Source organism: Streptomyces sp. W1SF4 (assembly GCF_003950035.1).
Taxonomy (GTDB): domain Bacteria; phylum Actinomycetota; class Actinomycetes; order Streptomycetales; family Streptomycetaceae; genus Streptomyces; species Streptomyces racemochromogenes.
Genome location: NZ_CP034350.1, coordinates 3,188,805 through 3,209,730 on the forward strand (window position 1 = coordinate 3,188,805; position 20,926 = coordinate 3,209,730).

At 75.2% G+C, this 20,926-nt stretch carries 18 protein-coding genes; 3 read left to right on the plus strand and 15 right to left on the minus strand.

Annotated elements, in window-relative coordinates:
* Positions 1-46: 46 nt before the first annotated feature.
* Positions 47-1,303, plus strand: coding sequence for a cytochrome P450 (locus D1J60_RS14680; RefSeq protein ID WP_125604953.1), 1,257 nt, complete (start codon positions 47-49; stop codon positions 1,301-1,303).
* Positions 1,304-1,479: 176 nt separating this feature from the next.
* On the opposite strand, the gene D1J60_RS14685 is transcribed toward D1J60_RS14680, so the two are convergent.
* Together D1J60_RS14685 and D1J60_RS14690 are read right to left on the minus strand one after the other, a co-directional pair.
* Entirely contained in the window at positions 1,480-1,974 is a 495-nt protein-coding gene (locus D1J60_RS14685; protein ID WP_125821398.1) for a DUF5949 family protein, read from the minus strand.
* Positions 1,975-2,030: 56 nt separating this feature from the next.
* Positions 2,031-2,663, minus strand: a complete 633-nt coding sequence (locus D1J60_RS14690) for a DUF4352 domain-containing protein (RefSeq protein ID WP_125821399.1) — start codon at positions 2,661-2,663, stop codon at positions 2,031-2,033.
* A gap of 179 nt (positions 2,664-2,842) precedes the next feature.
* On the opposite strand from D1J60_RS14690, the gene D1J60_RS14695 reads away from it, so the two are divergent.
* A complete protein-coding gene (locus D1J60_RS14695; RefSeq protein WP_125821400.1) occupies positions 2,843-3,280 on the plus strand; it encodes a DUF6299 family protein in 438 nt (145 codons plus the stop codon).
* A 39-nt stretch (positions 3,281-3,319) separates the two neighbouring features.
* Here D1J60_RS14695 and D1J60_RS14700 read toward each other — a convergent pair whose 3' ends face one another.
* The 5 genes from D1J60_RS14700 to D1J60_RS14720 all read right to left on the minus strand — a co-directional run bounded on the left by D1J60_RS14700 (position 3,320) and on the right by D1J60_RS14720 (position 9,003).
* Positions 3,320-3,499, minus strand: coding sequence for a hypothetical protein (locus tag D1J60_RS14700; RefSeq protein ID WP_125821401.1), 180 nt, complete (start codon positions 3,497-3,499; stop codon positions 3,320-3,322).
* Between the two features lie 142 nt (positions 3,500-3,641).
* Entirely contained in the window at positions 3,642-5,729 is a 2,088-nt protein-coding gene (locus D1J60_RS14705) for a SpoIIE family protein phosphatase (RefSeq protein WP_164721060.1), read from the minus strand.
* 14 nt (positions 5,730-5,743) lie between these two features.
* Positions 5,744-6,043 carry a hypothetical protein gene (locus D1J60_RS14710; protein WP_125821403.1) on the minus strand — a complete coding sequence of 100 codons (300 nt, stop codon included), beginning with the start codon at positions 6,041-6,043 and terminating at the stop codon, positions 5,744-5,746.
* Positions 6,044-6,066: 23 nt separating this feature from the next.
* Positions 6,067-7,353: an NAD(P)-binding domain-containing protein gene (locus D1J60_RS14715; RefSeq protein ID WP_125821404.1), complete on the minus strand. Its 1,287-nt coding sequence runs from the start codon at positions 7,351-7,353 to the stop codon at positions 6,067-6,069.
* Positions 7,354-7,551: 198 nt separating this feature from the next.
* Positions 7,552-9,003, minus strand: coding sequence for an ATP-grasp domain-containing protein (locus tag D1J60_RS14720; RefSeq protein WP_125821405.1), 1,452 nt, complete (start codon positions 9,001-9,003; stop codon positions 7,552-7,554).
* 150 nt (positions 9,004-9,153) lie between these two features.
* Between D1J60_RS14720 and D1J60_RS38850 the strand changes: the two genes are divergently transcribed.
* On the plus strand, positions 9,154-10,809 hold the full coding sequence (locus tag D1J60_RS38850) for a glycosyl hydrolase (RefSeq protein ID WP_347147188.1): 1,656 nt from the start codon (positions 9,154-9,156) through the stop codon (positions 10,807-10,809).
* Positions 10,810-10,814: 5 nt separating this feature from the next.
* Here the strand turns inward: D1J60_RS38850 and D1J60_RS14730 are convergent, their stop codons facing one another.
* From D1J60_RS14730 to D1J60_RS14765, 8 genes are all read right to left on the minus strand, one after another.
* Positions 10,815-11,957 carry a GNAT family N-acetyltransferase gene (locus tag D1J60_RS14730; RefSeq protein WP_125821406.1) on the minus strand — a complete coding sequence of 381 codons (1,143 nt, stop codon included), beginning with the start codon at positions 11,955-11,957 and terminating at the stop codon, positions 10,815-10,817.
* Positions 11,954-12,643, minus strand: coding sequence for a lipopolysaccharide biosynthesis protein (locus tag D1J60_RS14735; protein WP_125603319.1), 690 nt, complete (start codon positions 12,641-12,643; stop codon positions 11,954-11,956). The genes D1J60_RS14730 and D1J60_RS14735 overlap by 4 nt, the downstream gene beginning before the upstream one ends.
* A 74-nt stretch (positions 12,644-12,717) precedes the next feature.
* Positions 12,718-13,980, minus strand: coding sequence for a glycosyltransferase (locus D1J60_RS14740; RefSeq protein WP_125824031.1), 1,263 nt, complete (start codon positions 13,978-13,980; stop codon positions 12,718-12,720).
* Positions 13,981-14,039: 59 nt separating this feature from the next.
* The gene (locus tag D1J60_RS14745; RefSeq protein WP_125821407.1) at positions 14,040-14,816 is read right to left on the minus strand and encodes a polysaccharide deacetylase family protein; all 777 of its coding nucleotides are present in this window, start codon (positions 14,814-14,816) and stop codon (positions 14,040-14,042) included.
* Positions 14,806-16,494: a lipid II flippase MurJ gene (locus D1J60_RS14750; RefSeq protein WP_241253563.1), complete on the minus strand. Its 1,689-nt coding sequence runs from the start codon at positions 16,492-16,494 to the stop codon at positions 14,806-14,808. Before D1J60_RS14750 ends, D1J60_RS14745 begins: the two co-directional genes overlap by 11 nt.
* A 290-nt stretch (positions 16,495-16,784) precedes the next feature.
* Positions 16,785-18,167 (minus strand): O-antigen ligase family protein, encoded by a 1,383-nt coding sequence (locus D1J60_RS14755; RefSeq protein WP_241253273.1) that lies wholly within the window; start codon positions 18,165-18,167, stop codon positions 16,785-16,787.
* A 2-nt stretch (positions 18,168-18,169) separates the two neighbouring features.
* Positions 18,170-19,690 (minus strand): sugar transferase, encoded by a 1,521-nt coding sequence (locus D1J60_RS14760; RefSeq protein ID WP_125824034.1) that lies wholly within the window; start codon positions 19,688-19,690, stop codon positions 18,170-18,172.
* Positions 19,691-19,692: 2 nt separating this feature from the next.
* A complete protein-coding gene (locus D1J60_RS14765) occupies positions 19,693-20,883 on the minus strand; it encodes a glycosyltransferase family 4 protein (RefSeq protein ID WP_125824035.1) in 1,191 nt (396 codons plus the stop codon).
* Positions 20,884-20,926 lie beyond the last annotated feature (43 nt).

Here is a 20,926-nt window from a genome sequence, read left to right on the forward strand (position 1 = left end):
CGCGTTCAGCAGCTCAGCGCAACGGCTACAGGAAGAGACAGCCCCCATGACACTCCCCCCACAACGGCACGGCTCCGGTACCGATCCCGGAGGGGAACTGGCCGAGCCGGGTTTCTGGCAGCGGCCTCCCGATCAGCGGCTCGCGGTGTTCGCCCGGCTGCGTGCGTTGGACTCCCCCGTGTTCGTCCCCGAGGGGGGCGGTCACTGGGCGCTGGTGCGCCACGCCGACGTGCAGGAGGCGAGCCGGCTGCCGAAGGTGTTCGCGAGCGCGCCGGGGGTGACGACGCCGGAGCCGGCCCGGTGGGTGCGGGCACTGTTCGGGGACTCGATGGTCAATCTGGACGGCCCGGACCACGCGCAGCTGCGGAAGATCGTGCAGCGGGCGTTCACGCCGCGGCTGCTGGCGGCGGCCGAGGAGGACATCCACGCGGTGGCGGCCCGGATCGTGGACGACGTCCTGGCCGAGCGGCCGGACGAGTTCGTCTCGGCGGTGTCCTCGCGGCTTCCGCTGGAGGTCATCTGCAACATGATGGGCATCCCGGAGCACTACCGTGCGGAGATCGCGGACCGGGTCAACCACGCGTCGGAGAACATCGGTGTGGAGCGCGGGCTCGCGGCCCGGCTGCGGATGCCCGGGCGGGGGCTGCGGGCCCTGGCGCGGATGCAGCGGATGGTCGCGGGCATCGGGCGGGAGCGGCGCAGGAACCCGACCGACGACCTGATCTCGGCGCTGGTGTGCGCGAACGTGGACGGGCAGGCGCTGGGGGCGCGCCAGCTGGGCGCGTTCTTCAGCCTGTTGATGGTGGCGGGGGTGGAGACGACCCGCAATGCCATCAGTCACGGGCTGAGCCTGCTGACGGACTTCCCGGAGCAGCGGGACCTGCTGTTGTCGGACTTCGAGAAGTACGCGGACGGTGCGGTGGACGAGATGATCCGGCATTCGACGCCGATCATCCAGTTCCGCCGGACGGTCACCGCCGAGCACACGCTGGGCGGGCATCTGTTCCGGCCGGGGGACAAGGTGGTGCTGTACTACGCGTCGGCCAACCGTGACGAGGCGGTGTTCCCCGATCCGGACGCGTTCGACATCACCCGCTCGCCGAACCCGCATCTGGGTTTCGGTGGCGGCGGACCGCACTTCTGCCTGGGCGCGCATCTGGCCCGGGTGGAGATGAAGGCGCTGTTCCGGGAGCTGCTCACGCGGCCGGTGGGGCTGCGGGCGGTGGGGCTGCCCGACCTGGCGGGCTCGAACTTCGACAACCGGGTCCGCTCGCTGCGGTTCGCCTTCGAGCATCCGGCGTGAGGGGCCGGCCGCCGGGCAGGCTGGGAGCCCGGCGGCCGGAGCACGGCGGCCGCCGCAGGCGCGGCGGCGGCTGCCGTGGGCAGTGGCCGGCTCGGGGTGGGCCGGCCTGGGGTGGCCGGCTCGGGGTGGGCCGGCCTGGGGTGGCCGGCTCGGGGTGGCCAGCGCCGGGTGTCCGGTCAGCGCTGCAGGCTCTGCACGGTGACGAGGCAGTGGGCGCACTCGGTCAGGACTTCTTCGTCGCCGGCGAAGGCCTTCAGCTGCTCGGCGCTCACCGGCTGGCCGGGGACGGCCTCGGGCCACGCACGCGTGGCGAACAGGAAGTACACCTGGCCGCCGTCGTTGGCGGCCTCGACCCACTCGTCCGGGGCGGTGCAGGTGGCGTTCAGGCCTGGCAGGGTCAGGGCGATCTGGTTGTCCGCGAGGAGGACCTTCACGTCGAACTTCTGCGGGTTCACGGTGCCGTCCGCGACCTCGACGCCGATCGGCAGGCCCATCCCCTCCAGCAGCGCGCGGGCGGCCGCCTCGCCCGCTTCCCGGCCTCCCGGCCCGTCACCGAGCGTGTAGGCGAGGAGGTAGGGGAGCTTGTGACCCTCGGCGGGGTCGCCGATCCAGGCGAGCACGGAAAGGGTGCCGAGCTGCCTGCGGTCGGTTTCGGCTTGCGTAGAAGTCATGCGCGCACCTTAGTGCTCCGGCGCCGGGCCCTTTCACGGCCTTTCACCCGCGCGGGCTAGACCGACCAGAATCCCCCTCCGGAATTCGGCTGCATGTTCGCGTCCTGGTACTGGACCCGCACGATCTTCTGGTTTTCCGGAATTTCGAACACGACCCATCCTTCGGCCCGCTCGCCGACCGCGAGGGAATCGAAGACGAGTGGTTTGCCGGTGGTCAGTTCGCCGGTGCGCACCACCGGGTGGCGCTTGCCCGCGCCGTCGTACGCCCACATGCGCCCGAGTGCCCCGTACGAGGCCCCGCCGACGTTGACGAACGACATCGAGGCGGCCACCCAGCGCTTGCCGGCGGGCGGCTGGTAGTTCGGTTCGACGCTGACCGCCGGGTCCACGAACGCGTTCAGCACCGCCTGGAGGTGGCGGCCCACCTCGTGGCCTTGCACCCGTACGGAGTCACCCACATGGGCGTCCTTGGCCGCGCCGGGTGCCGCGCCGGCCCGGTCCTGGGCGGCGGGGTCCTCGTCGGCGCCGGGCGCCCCGTCGTCGACGGGGACGGCGGGGGCGGCGGCGGGGGCGAGCGCGGCGCCCTCGGGGGCGCTCTGGCAGGCGGTGGCGGTGAACAGCAGGAAGGGCATCAGAGCGGTGGCGGCGAGGACGGAGACCGAGGTGGAGACGGAGGCGGGCTGGCGCATGCGGGAACCCCTTCGGGGATCTTCGGGGCGGGGAGTATTTCCGGCCAGTCTCACGCGCCCGAGCGGGGAATTGCACACACCGACACGAGCACGCGGAACGAGTCGCCCGCCAATTGCCAGCACAATGCGTTCCGGTGGATTCCCGCCGCCCGCACCATCCGCACCCACCTGGAGGAAGAATGCGCACGCCCGCCCGCCGAATGACCCTGGGGGCCTTCTCCGCCCTGGCCGCGACGGCCCTGTTCACGGCTCCCGCCCACGCCACCGTTTTCAATCAGGGAATTTCCGTACAGTCGGAAGCTCACATCGCCGGGGACGGTTCCATCACCCTTTCCGGCACCTACCACTGCGAGGCCTCGTCACCCTCGGGAGCGGTTCAGATCAAGGCCACCGTCATCCAGGACGCCACCCGGCTGAGCATCGGCGCGGGCGAGGTCGTCTGTGACGGCGCCGAGCACGCGTGGGTGGCCGGCAGCCCGCTCACCGGCGGCATCCACCCGGGCACCGCGCGGGCCGTGGCCGAGCTCCAGGAGATCCACATGTCGGGTCTGATGCCCCGCGCCATCGACACGGTCGCGCTGGACGAGCAGGTCATCCAGGTCGTCGCGCAGCCGTAGCGGGGAGCGCGGCCGGGCGCGCGGGTGCGGTGGCCGCCGCTACCGGCACTCGGGCGCGACGCCCGTCATCGACATGAACGCGACCGTCTGGCATCCGGGGCCCGTGTGCGGACGTCCCGTCGTCCAGTCGACGACCGCCCGGCCCCCGGCCGCCAGCAGCAGGACCGCCAGCGTCGCCGCGATCCCCGTGACCGCGCCCCTGGTCAGGCGGCGCACCATACCCCCATCGGCAGCGGGGCGCCCTGGAAGACCGGCGCGTCCCGCACAACCAGCATCCGTTCCATGGCGGCATCATCACCCCGCCTCCCGCATATCGCCACCCGGGGTGACGGGCCGCTCACGCGGCGCGCCCGCGCGCCCGTCACCCCGTGCCGCGCGGGGTGCCCCCGGCGTCGAACTCGCACCAGACGGCCTTCCCGTCGCCCCGGGACTCCACTCCCCAGTGCGTGGCCAGGGCGTCCACCAGCAGCAGCCCGCGCCCCGTGGTGGCCGCCTCGCCCGGGGTGCGCCTGCGCGGCCACACGCTGGAGCGGTCCTTGACCCACAGCCGGATCCGCCGCACCGGCTCGGGCAGCACCTCCATGGTCAGCACCGCCCCGCCGTCGGTGTGCAGCAGGGCGTTGACCAGCAGCTCCCCCGCGGCGAGCTCGACGTCGTCGGCGAGTTCCGCCATGCCCCAGTCGCGCAGGGCCTGCCGCAGGGCGTAGCGGGCCTCGGACAGGCCCTCGGGGTCGGCCTGGTGGACGTACTGGTGGATGCGCGGCGCCCGGTGGGTGCCGGGGTCCGGGGCGCGGCGCAGGACGAGCAGGGCCACGTCGTCGCCGGAGCCCCAGCGTTCCCAGAGCCGGTCCAGGAGGTGGTCGGCGAGGGCTCCGGCGCCCTGGGGGCCGCTGCGTACGGCGTGGGCGAGGGCGTCCATGCCGGCGGTGATGGTGGTGCCGGGTTCCTCGACGAGCCCGTCGGTGCACAGCACGAGCGTCTCGCCGGGGACCAGGTCGAGGCGGGTCTCGGGGAAGTCCTCCTGTTCGAAGACGGAGGCGAGGCCGAGGGGGAGGCCGCCGCGGACGTTGGGCCAGCCGGTTCGGCCGTCCGTGTGGCGGATCAGCGGGCCGAGGTGGCCGGCGCGGACGGCCCGTACGCCTCCGGTCTCCAGGTCCACCTGTGCGTACATGCAGGTGGCGAAGCGTTCGGTGTCGAGTTCGGCGAGGAAGCGGGAGGCGCGGGCGAGGACGGTGGAGGGCGGGTGTCCCTCGCCCGCGTAGGCGCGCAGGGCGATGCGGAGCTGGCCCATGATGGCGGCGGCGTGGGTGTCGTGGCCCTGTACGTCGCCGACGACGATGCCGACGCGGTCGCGGGGCAGGGCGATGACGTCGTACCAGTCGCCGCCGACCTCGCGCCCGCTCCAGGCGGAGTGGTAGCGGACGGCGATCTCCCCGCCGGTGATGTCGGGGATGCGGCGCGGCAGCATGGCGGCCTGGAGGCCGGTGGCGAACTCGCGTTCCTGGTCGAAGAGGAGCGCCCGCTGGAGGGACTGGGCGACGATGCCGGCGAGGCCCAGGCACAGGTTGCGTTCCTCGGGGCTGAACTCGGTGCGCCGCCGGTAGAAGAGCACGAGTCCGCCGATGGCCTTGGCCTGGGCGATCAGGGGGAGGTAGGCGGCCGCGTCGTAGTGGATGCGGCGCAGGTAGTCGGCGAGCAGGGGGAACTCGCCGGCGAGTTCGGTGAGCGAGGTGACGAAACGTGCCTGCCGGCTGAGGATGGCCTGGGAGAGCGGGAGGGATCCGTCCAGGCGGGTGAACTTGCGTTCGCTGAGGATCTCCAGGGTCTCCCCGCTCAGCGCGATGATCTTGATGGTGCCGTTCTCGACGAGGCCCAGCGCCAGCCCGTCCGCGCCGAGCCGCTCCAGCGCGCCGGCGCCGGTCAGGGCTGCCGTCACGTCGTCGACGGTCACCGCCCGCGACAGGGCCTCGGTGGTGCGCTGCACGATGGCGGCCTGCTGGACGCGGGCGCTCTCCAGCCTCCGCAGCACCGTCGCGTGGGCGAGCTCGGCGGTGGCGTCCCGGACGATCCCGGCGATCCGCAGCGGCCGGCCGTCGTCGTCGCGCAGCACCCGGCCGGTGGTGTGGGTCCACTGGTCGCGGCCGTCGCGCCGGCGCACGGTGAAGTACGAGCCGTACGTGGACCCGCCGGCCTCCAGCACCGCGGTCACGGTGTCCGAGAGCCGGGCCGCGTCGTCGGACGGGATCCGCGCGCCGAGGGCCTGCGGGGTGCCGTCGAACTCGGCCGGCTCCAGGTCGAAGACGGCCAGGCCGGCCTCGTCCAGGCTGAGGCTGCCCGCGTCCAGGTCCCATTCGAAGCTGCCCATGCCGTTGAGCGCGAGCCGCTCCCCCGGGCCCGTCACCAGCCCTGGGGCACCGCGTTCCGGTTCTTCGCGCTCCGCCGCTGCCACGAGAGACACACCACCTAACGGCCTGGCCAGCACGGCTGGGAGATGAGCCGCTCCCACTCCTCGTCAGGATGCCCCGGAAGGGTGCGCCCGGCCTCCCGCCACCGCTTGACGAGGGAGAGGTAGATCGAGGGCTGGTCGCCGGCCCCGAAGTGGCCGGCGGACCGCCACCCGTACGACGCCCCGGCCGCGCCCCGGGGCGGCTGGCCGGCGGCGGACCGGGGCGGCTGGGCCGCCGCCCGGCCCGTGGTCTGCTCCCCGCGGCTGGCGGGGATGCGCACCCAGCCACGGCCGCCCTGTGCTCGCTCCGCGCCCATCGCGGACCCCTCTCAGGTGGATCTCAGCGTAGATACGTCTCCGGTCGCCCGGCGGCGGCCCGGACCGGCCGGGACGCGCCGGAGGAGCCCGGCAGCGGACCCCGGGCGCCGAGGCGCTTGCGGACTCCCTTCACCAGTCTCCCCGCCGTGAACCCCGCACCGTGCACGAATCGCATGGAAGGTCCGAATGAGGGAGCCGTCAGCAGTCCCGCGAAGAAAAGACCCGGCCACGAGGACTCGAAGCCCGCGCTCAGCTCCGGGGTGCCGCTGCCGCCCACGGTGGCCAGCGCGGCCCGCAGCCGCGCGTCGAGCAGCTCCAGCCGGTCCAGCCGCGGGGCGAACCCGGTCGCCGCGATGACGTGCGCGGTGTCCAGGACGACGGACTCCCCGGCCGCCGTGGTCAGCCCGAGCCGGGTACGGCCGCCCACCGCCACCGCCCGGGTGAGCCGGTGCCCCATGAGCACGGGCACCCGCCGCTCGAAGCGGTCCCGCAGCCACCACGCCCCGGCGGGCCCCAGGGCCGTGGCGGCGATCCGCTCGCGCGTCGGCGCGGGCAGCCGCCGCACCGCCCACGGCAGCTCCGACCACACCCAGCTGCGCCAGCCGGTGCCGAGCCCGCTGTGCGGGTCGCGCAGGGCCCGGGCCAGCGGGCGTTCCAGCGGCTGCGGGACGGCGTTCCAGTTCAGCCGGGACCGCCGGGCCACCAGACACGGCCGGGCCCCCGCCTCCGCGAGCAGCGCGGCCGTCTCCAGCGCGGCCTGCCCGGCGCCCAGGACGGCCACCTCGTGCCCGGCGAAGCGGGACAGGTCGCGGTGGCCGCTGCTGTGCGAGTAGTGGCCCGGGGGAAGCTCGCGCAGCGCCTCGGGGTAGTGCGTGAAGGGCATCACCCCGACGGCGAGGGCCACCGTACGGGCGAGCAGCGGCGGCCCCTCGGCGGTGCGGACGAGGAAGCCGTCGCCCTGGGGGGTCACCTCGGTGACGGTGGCCTCCTCCACCTCGGGCAGGCCGGCGTGCCGGGCGAACCACAGCCCGTACGCGCTGAAGGTGGCGATGGGCAAAGGGGTGGCGTGCTCGGCGGGCAGGCCGCGGGTGGCGCAGTAGTCGGCCAGGGTGTAGCGCCCGCCGGGCGCGGAGAGGTTCGAGGACCAGGGCTCCGACTTCAGGTACATGCCCTCGGGCATGTGGTCCCGCCAGGACGCCATGGGCCGGCCCAGCACCCGTACCCCGAGCCCGGCCGCCGCCGCGTGCGCGGCGACCGACAGCCCGTACGGCCCGGCGCCGACCACCACGAGATCGTCCGTCCGCCTCACGGCCACTCCTTCCACCAGATCGCCACCGAGTCACCGCTTCACCACGTCACCGCGCCGCGGCGCCGGAACACGACGCCGCGTCACATGTCACGGCGTCACCGCACCACTGCCTCACGCCCGCCACGCGGAGCCACCACATCTCCCGGCGTCCCCGCGTCCCGCCGAGTCACGAGGTCACCCCGTCACCCCGTCACCCCGTCACCGGCTCACCAGCTCGTCCGGCTCCGCCGAAGCCCCCGGCGGGGCCTGGCCCACGGCCGGTCCCGGCGGCTGGGACCGCGGCCACGACCGTTCGCCGCCGCGCTGGCGCGGCGCCCGCACCGCGCGGACCGTACGCCGCCCCTGCGCGGGGACGCCCCGCAGGGCGCGGGCCCCCTTGCCGAAGCCGCGCCCCAGGAGCGCGCCCAGCATCGCCAGGAACGGCCACAGGTCGTCGAGGGCGAACCAGGCCGCCTCCACCCGCCCCCGCTCCCCGCGCGGCAGCACCCGCACCGGGCCGGGCCGCGCGTCGCGGCCCCGCTCCCCGCACGCGCTCCCCGCCGGGCCCGCCGCAGCGGGCGTGCCGGGGGCACGGCGCGGCAGCGTGCGGCCCCGTACGGCGGCCAGCAGCGCGTAGTTCTCCGCGACGAAGACCCGCCCGGGCCCGCCCGCCGGAGCCGGCACCCGCTGGCCCGTCAGGTCCAGGTACACGGCCTGGACCACGTCCAGCCCCGAGTCGTCGGCGAACAGCCTGAACTGCGCGCCGGGCCGGGGATTGAAGTCCACCAGCCGGAACGTGCCGCACTCGTCCCGCCGGAAGTCGAGGTCCAGGATCCCCTGGTAGCCGAGCCGTTCGGCCAGCCGCAGCGCCGATTCCTCCACCGCCGGGTCCGGCAGCCAGCGCCCCACCGCCGTCAGCCCGGTCCGCACCGGCCAGGACAGCTCCTTGCGGCCCGAGCCGGCCAGCAGCGGCCGCCCGTCGCGGGCGAAGGCCCCGTGGAAGAACCAGTCGGTGTCCGGCCCGGCGGGCAGGAACCGCTGGAGCAGCAGCCGGCTCCCGGCCTCGGCGGAGCGTTCGTACAACCGGCGTGCGTCGGCGGCCGAGTTGACGAGGGTGGTGCTGCGCAGCCCGGCACCGGCCGGCAGCAGCCAGGGCCGGCTCCACTTCGCCACCACCGGCAGCCCCAGCCGCCACGCGGCGCGCGCCGCCTCGGGTCCGCTCGCCGGGATCACGGTCTCCGGGTGCGGGACGCCCCAGCGGGCGCACAGCCGCGAGAGCTCCGCCTTGTCCGCCACCCGGGCGGGCAGGTCGTCGGGCTGATGGGGGATCCGGAAACGGTCCGTCAGCATCGGCGCGACCCGGGACACCGCGATCGCGCTCATGTCGTCCATCGCCACGAGCACCGCCGGCCGGCCGATCCGCTCCGACACGCCGACCAGGCACTCCAGCAGCGCCTCGGGCGCCTCCGGATCCAATCCGCCCTCAGGACCGGCGTGCACGGCGCGCAGATAGCGCGAACGCCCCACGGGACCTCCCCCGGCTTCGACGACGGCATGGACCTCCACGCCCTTGCGCCCCAGGGATCTGACGGCGCCGAGGGTTCCGTGGTGGAACGGATTCCGGTCGAGTCTGAGCAGAACAGCGGGCACATGGCCGTCGAACGCGTTCATGGGAACGGTGTCTTTCACCTAGTCGGACCAAGCGGAGAGGATGCGCACCTGCGAATGGGCTACCCAGCGGCCACCGGACAGGCCATTCGTCAGATCTGATGTCTAACGTCTTTTACAAGCACACCGGTTCGCGAAAGCTCGGGAGACGCCATGCCCAGACCACGCCACCGCCTGGTGAGCACCTGCGTCGGTACGGTCACGGCCGGGCTGCTCGCCACCGGCGCCGCGCTCGCCGCCCCGGACGACGAGCCCCCCAAGGGTTCCGACACCGCCATGGGCGCCTACCTCGGCTACGGGCCGCCCGGGGTCGCCCGCATCCCCTACCTGTCGCACTGGCTCGGCGGCAGGGAGATCCGGGTCGGGCACACCTATCTCCCCGGCGACCAGTGGCCGGGGATCGAGGGCGGCGTGAACTTCCTCGCCGACTGGGCCGAGTGGCGCCGGGCCGAGGACGACCGGATGTTCGTGCTCAACGTGCCGATGCAGGCCCGCAACGAGGACCGGGTGCCCGACTGGCAGGTGGTCCAGCTGATCCGGGCCGGCGCGGAGGGCCAGTACGACCGGCACTTCCGCAAGCTCGCCGAGCGGCTGGTGGCGCTGGGCGTCCCGGACACGGTGATCGTGCTCGGGTGGGAGATGAACGGCACCACGTACACCCACCGCTGCGGTCCCGACCCGGAGCACTGGAAGGCGTACTGGAAGCGCATCGTCAACACGATGCGCTCCGTCCCCGGGCAGCGGTTCAAGTTCGATTTCGCCCCCAACCGGGGGACGGACGCGATCGGCTGGACCAAGTGCTACCCGGGTGACGACGTGGTCGACATCATCGGGATGGATTCGTACGACCAGGGGCCGGGCCGGACCTTCGACGAGCACGTCCGCCAGCCGTACGGGCTCCAGCAGCACGTCGACTTCGCGAAGGCACACGGCAAGCAGATCTCGTACCCGGAGTGGGGGCTGTTCCGGAACGGGGACAATCCGGAGTACCTCCGGCAGATGCTGAAGTGGATCGACCAGCACAAGCCGCTCTACCACACCATCACGGACTACTGCCCGCACGGTGTCTGGCGGTGCAAGCAGAACCCGCAGTCGGCGAAGGTCTTCCGCGAGGCGCTGGGCGAGCAGAAGCCGTCCGAGCCGACCCCGCAGGTCCCGACGCCGCCCGTGGTCCCGACGCCCCCGGTGGTGCCGACTCCGCCGGTGGTCCCCAAGCCGGACCTCCCGACGCCCCAGGTCCCGACGCCGCATTTCCCGACCCCACAGGTCCCGAAGCCGGAGGCTCCCAAACCGGACGCCCCCAAGCCCGAGCTCCCGAAGCCGGAGGCCCCCAAGCCCGAGCTCCCGAAGCCCGAGCTCCCGAAGCCCGAGGCCCCCAAGCCGGAGGCCCCCAAGCCGGAACTCCCGAAGCCCGAGGCCCCCAAGCCCGACGTGCCCGCGCCGGTGGACCCCGCGCCCGTCGACCCGGCGCCGGCTCCCGTCGAGCCCCCGCCGGCCGTCCCGGAACCGGTGCCCGTCACCCCGTCGCCGGACATCACCGTCCCGCCCCCGCTCCCGCCCGAACCGGCCCCCTCGGTGCCCGCACCCCCCGTGCTGTCCCCGAGCCCCCTCGCACCCCGGCCCCAGCCGACGCAGCCGACCACGCCCAAGCCCACGCCCCGGCCCGAACCGAAGCCCCAGCCCAACGACAGCAGGCAGTGGTGCCTCCCGCTCGACTTCGGCGAGTGGCTGAACAGCCTCCTCGGCGGTCACCAGTCCGTCTGCTTCCGCTTCGACTGGGGCAAGGACTCCGGCTTCTGGCCGTTCTAGACGGGTCATCGGACCCGCAGCTCGTTCAGCCGCGCCCGCCAGTCCCGGGCGGCCGGCAGCGCCTCGCGCAGCGCGTCCACCGCCCGCTCGCGCCCCGTGATCTGCGACTCGTACAGCCGCAGCAGGGGCGCGAGCGCGTGCGTGGCCAGCAGCAGGCGCTGGTTGACCACCGTCTCGGGCCGCCAGTGGTTCTTGTACGGCTCGTTGCCACGCAGGAAGCTCACCACCGGCCGGCCCTCCTGAAGGGCCCGGCCGGCCTCGTAGCGCAGCAGCAGCGTCGCCACGTCCACCTTCCGCTCGCGCAGGTCCGGGTCGGCCCCGTACAGGTAGCCGCCGCTCAGCGCCGCCGACAGCAGCGTCACGTTGGCGGCCACCACCTTCCCGTCCAGCCGGAACTCGGTGAGCCGGCCCTCCCCCGCCCGCACCATCCGCCGGGTGGCCCGGGTCAGGTGCTCGGCGAAGCGCGGCCGCAGGTGCTCGGGGGTCACCCCGCGCCCCCGCCACTGCTTCTCGTGGAGCCGCAGCAGGGTGCGCACGGCCTGCGGCACCTCCCGCTCCGTGACCTCGTGCTCCTCGATCCCGGCGGCGTCGGTCTTGCGCAGCTTGGCCCGTACGCGCTGCGCGCCGGAGGCCGGCATCCGCTTGACGAGCTGGTCGAAGGGGAGCGCGGGCAGCTCCATGCAGGTGGAGTCGGCGACCTTGGCGCCGACCCCGGGCCACGCCTCGTACAGCGCCTCCGCGGCGGCCCCGGGGCGGACCTCGCGCAGGTCGACGACGGCGGAGCGGGCGGCCCGGTGCAGCCCGTTGGCCAGGGCCGGGACGACCTGGCCGGCGTACTCGGCGGCGACGAGCACGTCGAAGTAGTCGGTGATGGGCCCGCCGAGCGGCACCAGCCGCGGCAGCGGCCGGTGTACGAGCATCAGCGCGGCCGCGCCGACGAGCTCCTCGCCGCGCCGCACGAGCAGGACCCGGAGCCGGCCGTCCTTCCCGTACGACAGCCACCAGGAGTGCAGCCAGGCGTGGCTCTGGAAGGGGGTGGCGGTGGGGCAGTTCCGGACGAGCCGGTTCCAGGACTCCTCCAGCGCGGCGAACTGCCGGGAGTCTCGGCACAGCGTCACCGTCAGGGCCCCGGTGGAGCCCCGCGTCATCGCACGGACTCCTTCTCCTTGGTCTCGGTGTGCTCGCCCTGGGCGGGCAGCGAGGCGTACTCCTCCGCCACCGGCCGGCCCGTCCCGCGCTCCTTGCGGCGGGCCGGGCGGGCCAGCAGCCACAGCCCGCCGAGGAGCCCGCCGGCGCACAGTCCGACGGCTCCGCTGATGGCGGCCGACGGGGAGGCCGGGTCGCTGGGCGCGACGGCCTGGTTGAACAGCAGCAGTTGCACGCCGGTGTTCTTCGCGGCCTGGTTGCTGCTCAGCGAGAGGGCGTCGGCGACGGCGTTGGCGACGTCGGCGGCCTCGGAGGGGCTCTTGGAGGTGCCGGTGATGGCGATCATCGGGGAGTCTGGGGAGGTCTCGGCGCGGACCTGGGTGCGCAGCCGCTGGGCGCTGATGCCGGCGCGGGGCTGGGCGTAGGCGAGGGTGGAGCTGCTGGTCGCGATCCGGCCGTAGGCCTGGGCGAAGCCGAGGGCGGTGGCCGGCTCGGTGGTCTCGTTCGGTACGGCGACGACGTAGCTGGTGGCGGCGTACTCGGGGGCCTTGAGCACCCCGTACGCGCCGCCCGCGGCCAGTCCGAGCAGGGCGCAGGCGGGCAGCGGCCACCAGGCGGGCGGCGGCAGGAGCCGGCGCTTGCGCTCGGAGCGGTGGTCGGACTTCTTCTGGTCGGGGGTGTCGGCCATGTGCGGTGCCTTCCTGGGTGGAGGGGGGTTGGTGCGGTCCCGGCCGTTCCCCCGGCCGGGGTGGAGCGAGGGGGTCAGCCGTCCCCGCCGGGTTCGGCGAGGGCCGGCCCCGCCTGGGAGGCCGCGGCCGTCGGGCCGGGAACGGCCGGGCCGGATCCCGTCGGGCCGGGCGGGGCGGGTGTTGCGCCGGGCCCGGGCACCGGTGTCTGCCGCTCCCCCGGCGCGGACAGCGCGAGGGCGTACACGTCCAGCAGTTGCGCGGCGGTGCGCGTGATGTCGTACCGGCGTACCACCGGGGGCGGCGGGAGCCGGCGCGCGCCCGCTTCCATGTGCCCGCGCAGCGCGGCGACCAGTTCCTCGGTGCCGGAGCCGATCCGCCGCGCCCCCGGGGCCTGCACGGCGGGGAGGTCGTCGATGGCGGGGCAGGTCACGTGCAGCACGGGCAGCCCGGCGGCCAGCGCCTCGACGACGGCGAGCCCGAACGCCTCCTCCCGCGACGGGGAGACGAACACGTCCATGGCGGCCAGCAGGGCGGGGATCCCGGGGGTGCGCCCGTCGGGGCTGTCGCCGAGCGGGTCGCGCTCGCCGAGCAGGTGGATCCGGCTCTGGGCGCCCAGTTCGGCGGCGAGCAGCCGCAGCGCGGCCCGTTCGGGGCCGTCCCCGGCCAGCAGCAGGTGTGCGCCGGGGAGTGCGGCGACGGCCCGGACGAGTACGTCGAACCGCTTGCCCGGCACCAGCCGCCCCACCCCGCCCACCACGAAGGCGCGTTCGGGCAGCCCGGTCCGGGTCCGGGCGGCGCGGCGTACGCCCTCGTCGAAGCGGAAGCGGGCGGCCTCGATCCCGTTCGGGACCACGTGCACCCGGGCGGCGGGCACGCCCCACCCCTCCAGCCGGGCGGCGACGGTCCCGGACACGGCGACGGTGGCCGCGCCGAGCCGCTCGCTCGCCAGGTACAGGGCGCGCACCCCGCCGGTGAGCGGCCGGCCCTCGATCTCGCCCTCGCCGAGGGAGTGCTCGGTGGCCACGGTGGCCGGGACGCCGGCGAGCCGGGCCGCGAGGCGCCCGTAGACGCAGGCCCGGTAGAGGTGGGTGTGGACGAGGTCGTAGCGGCCGCGGCGGATGAACCGGACCAGCTTCGGCAGGGCGCCGAGGTCGCGGTTGCCGCGCATGCCCAGGTGCACGACGCGGACCCCGTCGGCGCGCAGCCCGTCGGCGACGGGTCCGGGGTTGGTCAGCGTCAGCACGTCGCAGGGCATCGGCATGTGCCGCAGCAGCAGCCGCAGTTGCTGCTCGGCGCCGCCGACGCCCAGGCCGGTGATCACGTGCAGGGCCCTCAGGCCCTTGAGGTCCTCGGCGCCGCCCAGGTCCTTGACGCCCTTGACGCCCCTGACGCCCTTCACCGCAGCACCCGCCCGCGCAGCTCCCGCACCTGGTGCCGCAGCCGCTTGACGCGCAGCCGTGCGGCTCCGTCGGCCTGGCTGACGTGGGTGCGGGGCAGGGCGTGGCGGCCGGTGAGCCGGCCGGGGGAGATCGCGCAGGCGTAGTCGTAGCCGGCGGCGCGGGAGGCTTCGACGACCCGGGCGTCGAGGTGCCCGTACGGGTAGCAGAAGCCGTCGGGGAGGGTGCCGGTCAGCTCGCGGATCAGCTCGCGGCTGCCGCGCAGCTCCTGCTGGAGTACGTCGTCGGGGGCGGCGGTGAGGTCCTGGTGGAGCAGGCCGTGGGAGCCGATCTCCTGGCCGGCGGCGGCGACTTCGCGGATCTGCTCGGCGGTGAGGAGGGGCTTGCGGGGGCCCAGCGGGTCCCAGACGTTGTCGACGCCGAGCCGGCCGGGCAGCACGAACAGGGTGGCCGTGCAGTCGTGCCGGCGCAGCAGGGGCAGGGCGCGGGTCAGGAAGTCGGTGTAGCCGTCGTCGAAGGTGAGGCCGACGAGGCCGCGGCCGCGTCCGGCGGCGCGGGCCCGCAGCAGTTCGCCGACGCCGACGCCGCGCAGCCCGCGGGCGCGCAGCCACAGCAGCTGGGCCTCCAGGGCGGCGGGGGTGACGGTGATCCCGTACGGGTCCTCGGCGGGGTCGGTGAACTCGGTGACCGAGTGGTACATCAGGACCCACGGGGCCGGGCTCCGGCGGGCGGGGCCCGTCACGGCGGCGGGGGCCGTGTCGGTGTCAGCGGGCATTGCGGAACCTCTGGGTGAGCTGGGTGATCCGGTTGGCGGTGTGGGTGCCGAGCTGGGCGATCTGGCCGGGCAGGGCGGTGATCTCCAGCGCCCGTATGGCCATTCCGGTGGCTCCGAACATGGCGGGGACGAGCAGGCAGCCGAGGGCGGCGCTGACGAGCGGGTCGGCGATCATCGGGCCGGCGAGCCAGCCGGTGCCGCAGGCGGCGGCGGCCGCGACGGCGAGCCGGCCGATGCTGACGGCGACGCGGCGGACCTGGATGGCGATGATGCGGGAGCCGAGGCCGGTCAGGAGCAGCGCGGCGGCGGTGGAGATGCCGGCGGCGTTGGCCGCGGCGATGCCGTAGGTGCCCCACCAGCCGACGGCGAGGGCTCCGGCGACGATGTTGACGAGGAGTCCGGCGGCCATCGCGAGCGCCGGGAACCAGGTCGGGCGGGCGGTCGAGAAGAAGGGCCGGGACAGGGCGCCGACGAGGCAGTGGCCGAGCAGGCCGGCTCCGTAGACCCGCATCGCGGAGGCGGTGGCGAGGGTGTCCTGGTGGGTGAAGGCGCCGCGTTCGAAGAGCACCTGGATGATCTGCGGGGCGTAGCCGATGACCAGGGCGGTGCCCATGAGGACGGCGAGGGAGGCCAGCGCCAGGTCCTGCTCCACCCGCCTGCGGGCCTTCTCGCGTTCCCCGCCGGCCATGGCCTGGGCGACGACGGGGAAGGTGACGGTGCAGATCATCAGGGACAGCACCATCGGCATCTGCGCGACCTTCTGCGCGTAGTTGAGGTGCGAGATGGCGCCGGGCGGGAGGGAGGCGGCGAGGAAGCGTTCGACGAGTACCTGCGACTGCCGGAAGACGGCGAAGAAGATGACGGGGGCGATGACCCCGAAGGCGATGAGGGTGGGCCGGTCGCGGTCGCGCTGGCTGCGCGGGGCGCCCTTGGCGCGGCTGGGGGCGAAGCCGACGTTGCGGATGAAGGCGGGGAGCTGGACGAGGACCATCAGCAGCCCGCCGGCGGCGACTCCGGCGGCGGCCGCCCGGACGCCCCACAGGGTGTGGAGGGCGACCATGGTGCCGATGATGCCGACGTTGTAGGAGACGTAGATCGCGGCGGGCGGCAGGAACGAGCGGTGGGCGCGCAGGGCGGCGCTGAAGTACCCGGCGATGCCGAAGGTGATGACGGTGAGGGCGGTCATCCGGGTGCACTGGACGGCGAGTTCGGGGTCGGGCAGGCCGGGTGCGAGGACGCCGACGACGAGCGGTGCGGCGACGATGAGGACGGAGGCCACGGCGGCGAGGAACACGGCGAGCCGGGGCAGGGTCGCGCCGACGAGGAGCCGTACGGGGTCGGCGGCGCGGGCTTCGCGGCGGGTGAGGCCGGCGCGGCTGGCGGCTCGGCGGGCGAGGGCGTGGCTGAAGGCGGGGACCATCAGCAGGGCCATGGCGTCCTCGATGAGGAGCGTCGAGGCCATCTCGGGGACGGTCCAGGAGATGAGGAAGGCGTCGCTGTCGTGGCCGGCGCCGAAGAGGTGCGCGATGGTCTGGTCGCGTACGAGTCCGAACACGGCTCCGGCGGCGGTCAGTCCGGCGGTGACGGCGGCGGCCTTGGCGAGGAACCGGCCGAGGGGCGCGGTGCCGCCGCCGCTCTCACCGGTGCCGCCCGTGCCGGGCCGCGCGTCCCCGCGCACGCCGGCCCGCCCGGCCCGCCGTACTCCGTCAGGCACCGCGCCCGCTCCTTGGCCGCGCACCGCGCCCTGTTCGGCCGGGGTGCCGGCCCGGCGCGGGCCGTCGTATCCCGGTGCCGCCGCGGGCGGGCCCGCAGGGGTTCCGGGATCCGGCGCGCCCGGGCCGGGGGCCGGGTCCGGGGTGGTGCGGCCGCGGCCGGCCGGGGGGACGGCCGGGGCGGTACCCGCGGAGCCCGCGGCCGCGGCGACTTCGGTCGCCGCGGCCGCGGGCCGCCGCCAGGGAGTCGTGTCGGTCACCGGCCGGCCGGTCCCTCGGCGGCCAGCGGGCCGCTCCCGGGCGCGGAGCCGGTGTCCGTGGCGAACCCCGGGGAGGGCAGGGCCCACCACGCCGCGAGTCCGATGATCACGCCGGTCAGCACGGTGGAGGGCCCGCCGATGTCCGCGTACAGGAAGTCGGTCAGCTGCCACACGAACAGCCCGGTCGCGATCAGCCCGCAGTCCCGCACGGCCCGGTCGGTGCCCACCGCGCACCGCCGCAGCCCGGCGACCAGCAGCGCGGCCCAGCCGCCCGCCAGCGCGAGCAGGCCGATCAGGCCCTGCTCGCTGAGGATGAGGAGGTACATGTTGTGCGGGGACAGCAGCGGCTGCTTGATGAAGGCCTGGCCGGCGCCGGCGGTGTCGCTGCCGGAGGACAGCCCCAGCGAGGAGTGGCCGTCGCGGTGCGCGGGGAAGCCCTTGAGGCCCACCCCCGCCACCGGGCGTTCCCGCCACATCGACTCGGCGGCGGCCCACATGGTGTAGCGGTCGGTCACGGACTGGTCGGGGGCGCTGGAAACCTGGGTGATGGAGGTGAGCCGCTCGGCGACCATCTCGGAGCCGACGCCGAGCCCGCCGACGAGGACGACGCCCAGCGCGGCCAGCGCGACGAGCACCCGCAGGGCCCGCCGGATCCCGGCCATGGCCATGACCAGCACCGCCGCCCCGAGGGTGGCGATCCAGGCACCGCGGCTGAAGGACAGCACCAGCGGCACCACCAGTACGAGGGCGCAGGCCCCGGCGGTGCGGCGGATCCGCCGGGGCAGTCCCGGGGCGAGCGCGGCGGCGGTGGCGACGACGAGGCCGTACGCGACGACGGTGGCCATGCCCATCACGTCGCCGGGGCCGAAGGTCCCCACGGCGCGGACGTTGGCGCCCTGGTACGAGGCGCCGGTCTGGGTGGCGTACTGGACGACGCCCACGGCTCCCTGGACCAGGGCCAGGACGACGAAGCAGCCGGCGGCGATCCGGAACTCGCGGGCGTCGCGCACCAGCAGCACCACGGCCGCCGGGACGAGTACGAAGACCTGGAGGTAGCGCACGAAGCCGGGGAGGGCGGCGTACGGGTCGCCGGCGGTCATCGTGGACACCGCGAGCCCGACGCCGGGGGCGCCGAGCACGAGCACGCCGAGCGGGCTCAGGGTCCGCACCCGGCCGCGCAGGGCCTGGATCCCGCAGACGAGGACGAGCAGCAGCGAGGCGGCGTCGGCCGGGCCGACCTTGCCGGAGGCGGTCGCGTCGCCGGCGGGGAGCGGGGCGAGGAGGAACAGGACGGTCGCGGCGAGGGGCAGCAGCGGCCAGTGGCGGCGCAGCGCGCCCGTGTCGAGGGCGCGTACCGGGGCGGTCGCGGTGAGGGTCATACTCAGCTCCCTCCCAGCCGGAAGCGGAAGAAGGAGGCGGCGGTGCGGGCCAGGATCCACAGGTCCTGCCACAGCGACCAGGTGTCGATGTAGTGGTTGTCGAAGCGGGCCCGGTCCTCGATGGAGGTGTCGCCGCGCAGTCCGTTGATCTGGGCGAGGCCGGTGATGCCGACGGGCATCCGGTGGCGTGCCTCGTAGCCGGGGTGGACGGTGCTGAACTTGGCTACGAAGAAAGGCCGTTCGGGGCGCGGGCCGACGAGGCTCATGTCACCGCGTACGACGTTCCACAGCTGGGGGAGCTCGTCCAGCGAGGACTTGCGCAGGAAGGAGCCGACGCAGCTCATGCGGCGGTCGCCGGCGACGGTCCAGCGGGTGGCGGACTCGTGCTCGTCGGCGCGCAGGGTGCGGAACTTCAGCAGGGTGAAGGGGCGTCCGTAGAGGCCGACCCGCTCCTGCCGGAAGATCACCCCGGGTCCGTCGGAGAGCCGGACGGCGAGGGCGCAGAGGCCCATGACGGGGGCGGCGGCGAGGAGGGCGAGGGCGGCGAGGCAGGAGTCGATGGCCCGCTTCGCGGCGCGTTCCAGGGGCCGCGAGGGGCGCGGCAGCAGCGGCTGTACGGCGTATCCCCACAGCTGGTCGGCGGGCTGCGCGACGCGCATGCCGGTGACCTTGGCGGTCCCGGCGGGGTCGGCGAGCCAGAGCCGGCAGCCGTGGTCGTGGAAGAGCCGGACCAGGGAGGCGGTGCGTTCGTCGGCCTCGGGGGGACAGGTGAAGACGGCGTGCCGGACGGTGTTCTGGATGACGGCGCGGCGTACGTCCTCGTGGGTGGCGAGGACGGGGAGCTGGCCGGGCTCCCCGCCGGCGGGGGCGGCGGTGTCGGCGATCCCGACGGGGCGCAGTCCGTACTCGGGGCGGCCGTGCAGGGCGGCGGCGACGGCGCCGGTGCCCTCGCCGGGGCCGACGACGAGCGCCGAGACGGGCCGTCGTACGGCGGCGCGGCGGCGGAGCTGGTTGACGAACCCGCGTCCCGCGCAGGCCAGTACGACCTGGAGGCCGATGGCGCCGAGGAGCGCGCTCCAGGCGAGGGCGCGCTGGGGTGCGGCGGCGGCGAGGAGGGCGGCGGCCCCGGCCCAGAGCACGGCGGCGCGTCCGGCGAGGGCGGGCAGTTCGCGCAGTGCGGAGGGGGCGAGGCGGGGCCGGTAGAGGCCGGCCTGTGCGTGCAGGGCGGTGAGGAGGGCGGCGGCGGGCAGGACGGCTTCGGGGGGCAGGGTGCCGGCGGGCAGGGTGGTCGCGGTGACGGCGGCGGCGAGCGCGTCGGCGGTCAGCAGCGCGGTGACGCCTTCGTGGCGGCGGGCCCGCTGCGGCCGGACGGCGGCGCGGGCCCGGTCGGCGCGGGGTCCGCGCGGGGGGTGGATGGCGGTCACGGCACGGCGGGCTTCGGCGGGAGCCGCGGGGGCGAAGGCGCTGCCGCCGGCGTGCCCCGTGCCGCCCTGCCCGGTGTGCCGGGCGGGTGCGCTGTCCATCGTCATCGGCTGATGCGCTCCTGGTTCAAGGGCCGGGGCCTGCCCAGCAGTTCGTGGTACAGGCCGGTGACCGCGTCCGTGGTCCGCCGCACGTCGAACTCGGTCCGGGCGTGTTGCTGGGCCTGCTCCCCGAGTTCGGTGAGCAGCCGCGGTTCGGCGAGCAGCCGTCCCAGGGCCTTGGCCAGTGCCGTCGGGTCCTCCGGCGGTACCAGGCAGAGCCGTCCCTGGCCTGGCGGCAGGCTCTCCCGGGCACCGCTGACGTCGGAGACCAGGACCGGGCGGCCGCAGGCCATGGCTTCGAGCGGGGCGAGCGCCATGCCTTCCCACCGCGACGGCAGTACAACGAGATCGGCGGCGCGAAGCCACGGTCGGATGTCGGCGGCGGCCCCGGCGAAGTGGACGCCGGGGGGTGCGGTGCGGCGCAGCCGTTCGGCGTCGGGGCCGTCGCCGACGAGGGCGAGGCGGGCGTCGGGGACGGCGCCGAGGACTTCCGGCCAGGCGCGCAGCAGGACGTCCTGGCCCTTCTGGGGGCAGAGCCGGCCGATGCAGACGGCGAGGGGTCCGCCGTCGGGCAGCCGCAGTGCGGTGCGGGCTTCGGCGCGGCCGCCGTCGCGGCCGCGGGCGGGGTGGAAGCGGGTGAGGTCGACGCCGTTGCGGATCACGGCCCAGCGGGCGGTGATCCCTTCGGACTCGCCGGCCCGGCGTTCGGCCTCGCTGACGCAGAGCACCCGGTCGGCCCAGCGGGCGCCGAGGCGTTCCCAGCGCAGCGCGAGGGCGGCGGTGGTGCCGCTGACGGCGTCGAAGGACCAGGCGTGGGGCTGGAAGACGGTCGGCAGGGAGCCGCGTACGGCGAGGCGTCCGGCGAGTCCGGCCTTGGCGCTGTGGGCGTGCAGCAGGTCGGGGCCGAGGCGCCCGACCAGCCGGGCGGCGCCGAGGACTTCGGCGGGCAGCCCGGGTCCGGGGGAGCGTCCGGCGCGCCAGGTGTGCACTTCGGCTCCGGCGTCGCGAGCGGCGTCGGCGAGCTGTCCGCCGCGCGGGCAGCCGACGAGGACGCGCAGGCCGGCGGCGGTCTGCGCCCGTGCGAGGTCGGCGACGACGCGGGCGACGCCTCCGTCGACGGGCTGGACGAGGTGGAGGACGGTGAAGGGGGAACCTGGAGCGGCCTGTGACGGGTCCGGCGAAGGGTCCGGCATCGGGTCCGGCGAGGGGTGGTTCGGCACGTGGAGTGGTCTCCTG

Coding starts and splice junctions, on each gene's coding strand:
- D1J60_RS14755 (WP_241253273.1), bottom strand. CDS start 18,167: ATGACCCTCACCGCGACCGCCCCGGTACGCGCCCTCGACACGGGCGCG.
- D1J60_RS14700 (WP_125821401.1), bottom strand. CDS start 3,499: ATGGTGCGCCGCCTGACCAGGGGCGCGGTCACGGGGATCGCGGCGACG.
- D1J60_RS14710 (WP_125821403.1), bottom strand. CDS start 6,043: ATGGGCGCGGAGCGAGCACAGGGCGGCCGTGGCTGGGTGCGCATCCCC.
- D1J60_RS14745 (WP_125821407.1), bottom strand. CDS start 14,816: ATGCCCGCTGACACCGACACGGCCCCCGCCGCCGTGACGGGCCCCGCC.
- D1J60_RS14765 (WP_125824035.1), bottom strand. CDS start 20,883: ATGCCGGACCCTTCGCCGGACCCGTCACAGGCCGCTCCAGGTTCCCCC.
- D1J60_RS38850 (WP_347147188.1), top strand. CDS start 9,154: ATGCCCAGACCACGCCACCGCCTGGTGAGCACCTGCGTCGGTACGGTC.
- D1J60_RS14735 (WP_125603319.1), bottom strand. CDS start 12,643: ATGGCCGACACCCCCGACCAGAAGAAGTCCGACCACCGCTCCGAGCGC.
- D1J60_RS14730 (WP_125821406.1), bottom strand. CDS start 11,957: ATGACGCGGGGCTCCACCGGGGCCCTGACGGTGACGCTGTGCCGAGAC.
- D1J60_RS14680 (WP_125604953.1), top strand. CDS start 47: ATGACACTCCCCCCACAACGGCACGGCTCCGGTACCGATCCCGGAGGG.
- D1J60_RS14690 (WP_125821399.1), bottom strand. CDS start 2,663: ATGCGCCAGCCCGCCTCCGTCTCCACCTCGGTCTCCGTCCTCGCCGCC.
- D1J60_RS14720 (WP_125821405.1), bottom strand. CDS start 9,003: ATGAACGCGTTCGACGGCCATGTGCCCGCTGTTCTGCTCAGACTCGAC.
- D1J60_RS14760 (WP_125824034.1), bottom strand. CDS start 19,690: ATGGACAGCGCACCCGCCCGGCACACCGGGCAGGGCGGCACGGGGCAC.
- D1J60_RS14685 (WP_125821398.1), bottom strand. CDS start 1,974: ATGACTTCTACGCAAGCCGAAACCGACCGCAGGCAGCTCGGCACCCTT.
- D1J60_RS14695 (WP_125821400.1), top strand. CDS start 2,843: ATGCGCACGCCCGCCCGCCGAATGACCCTGGGGGCCTTCTCCGCCCTG.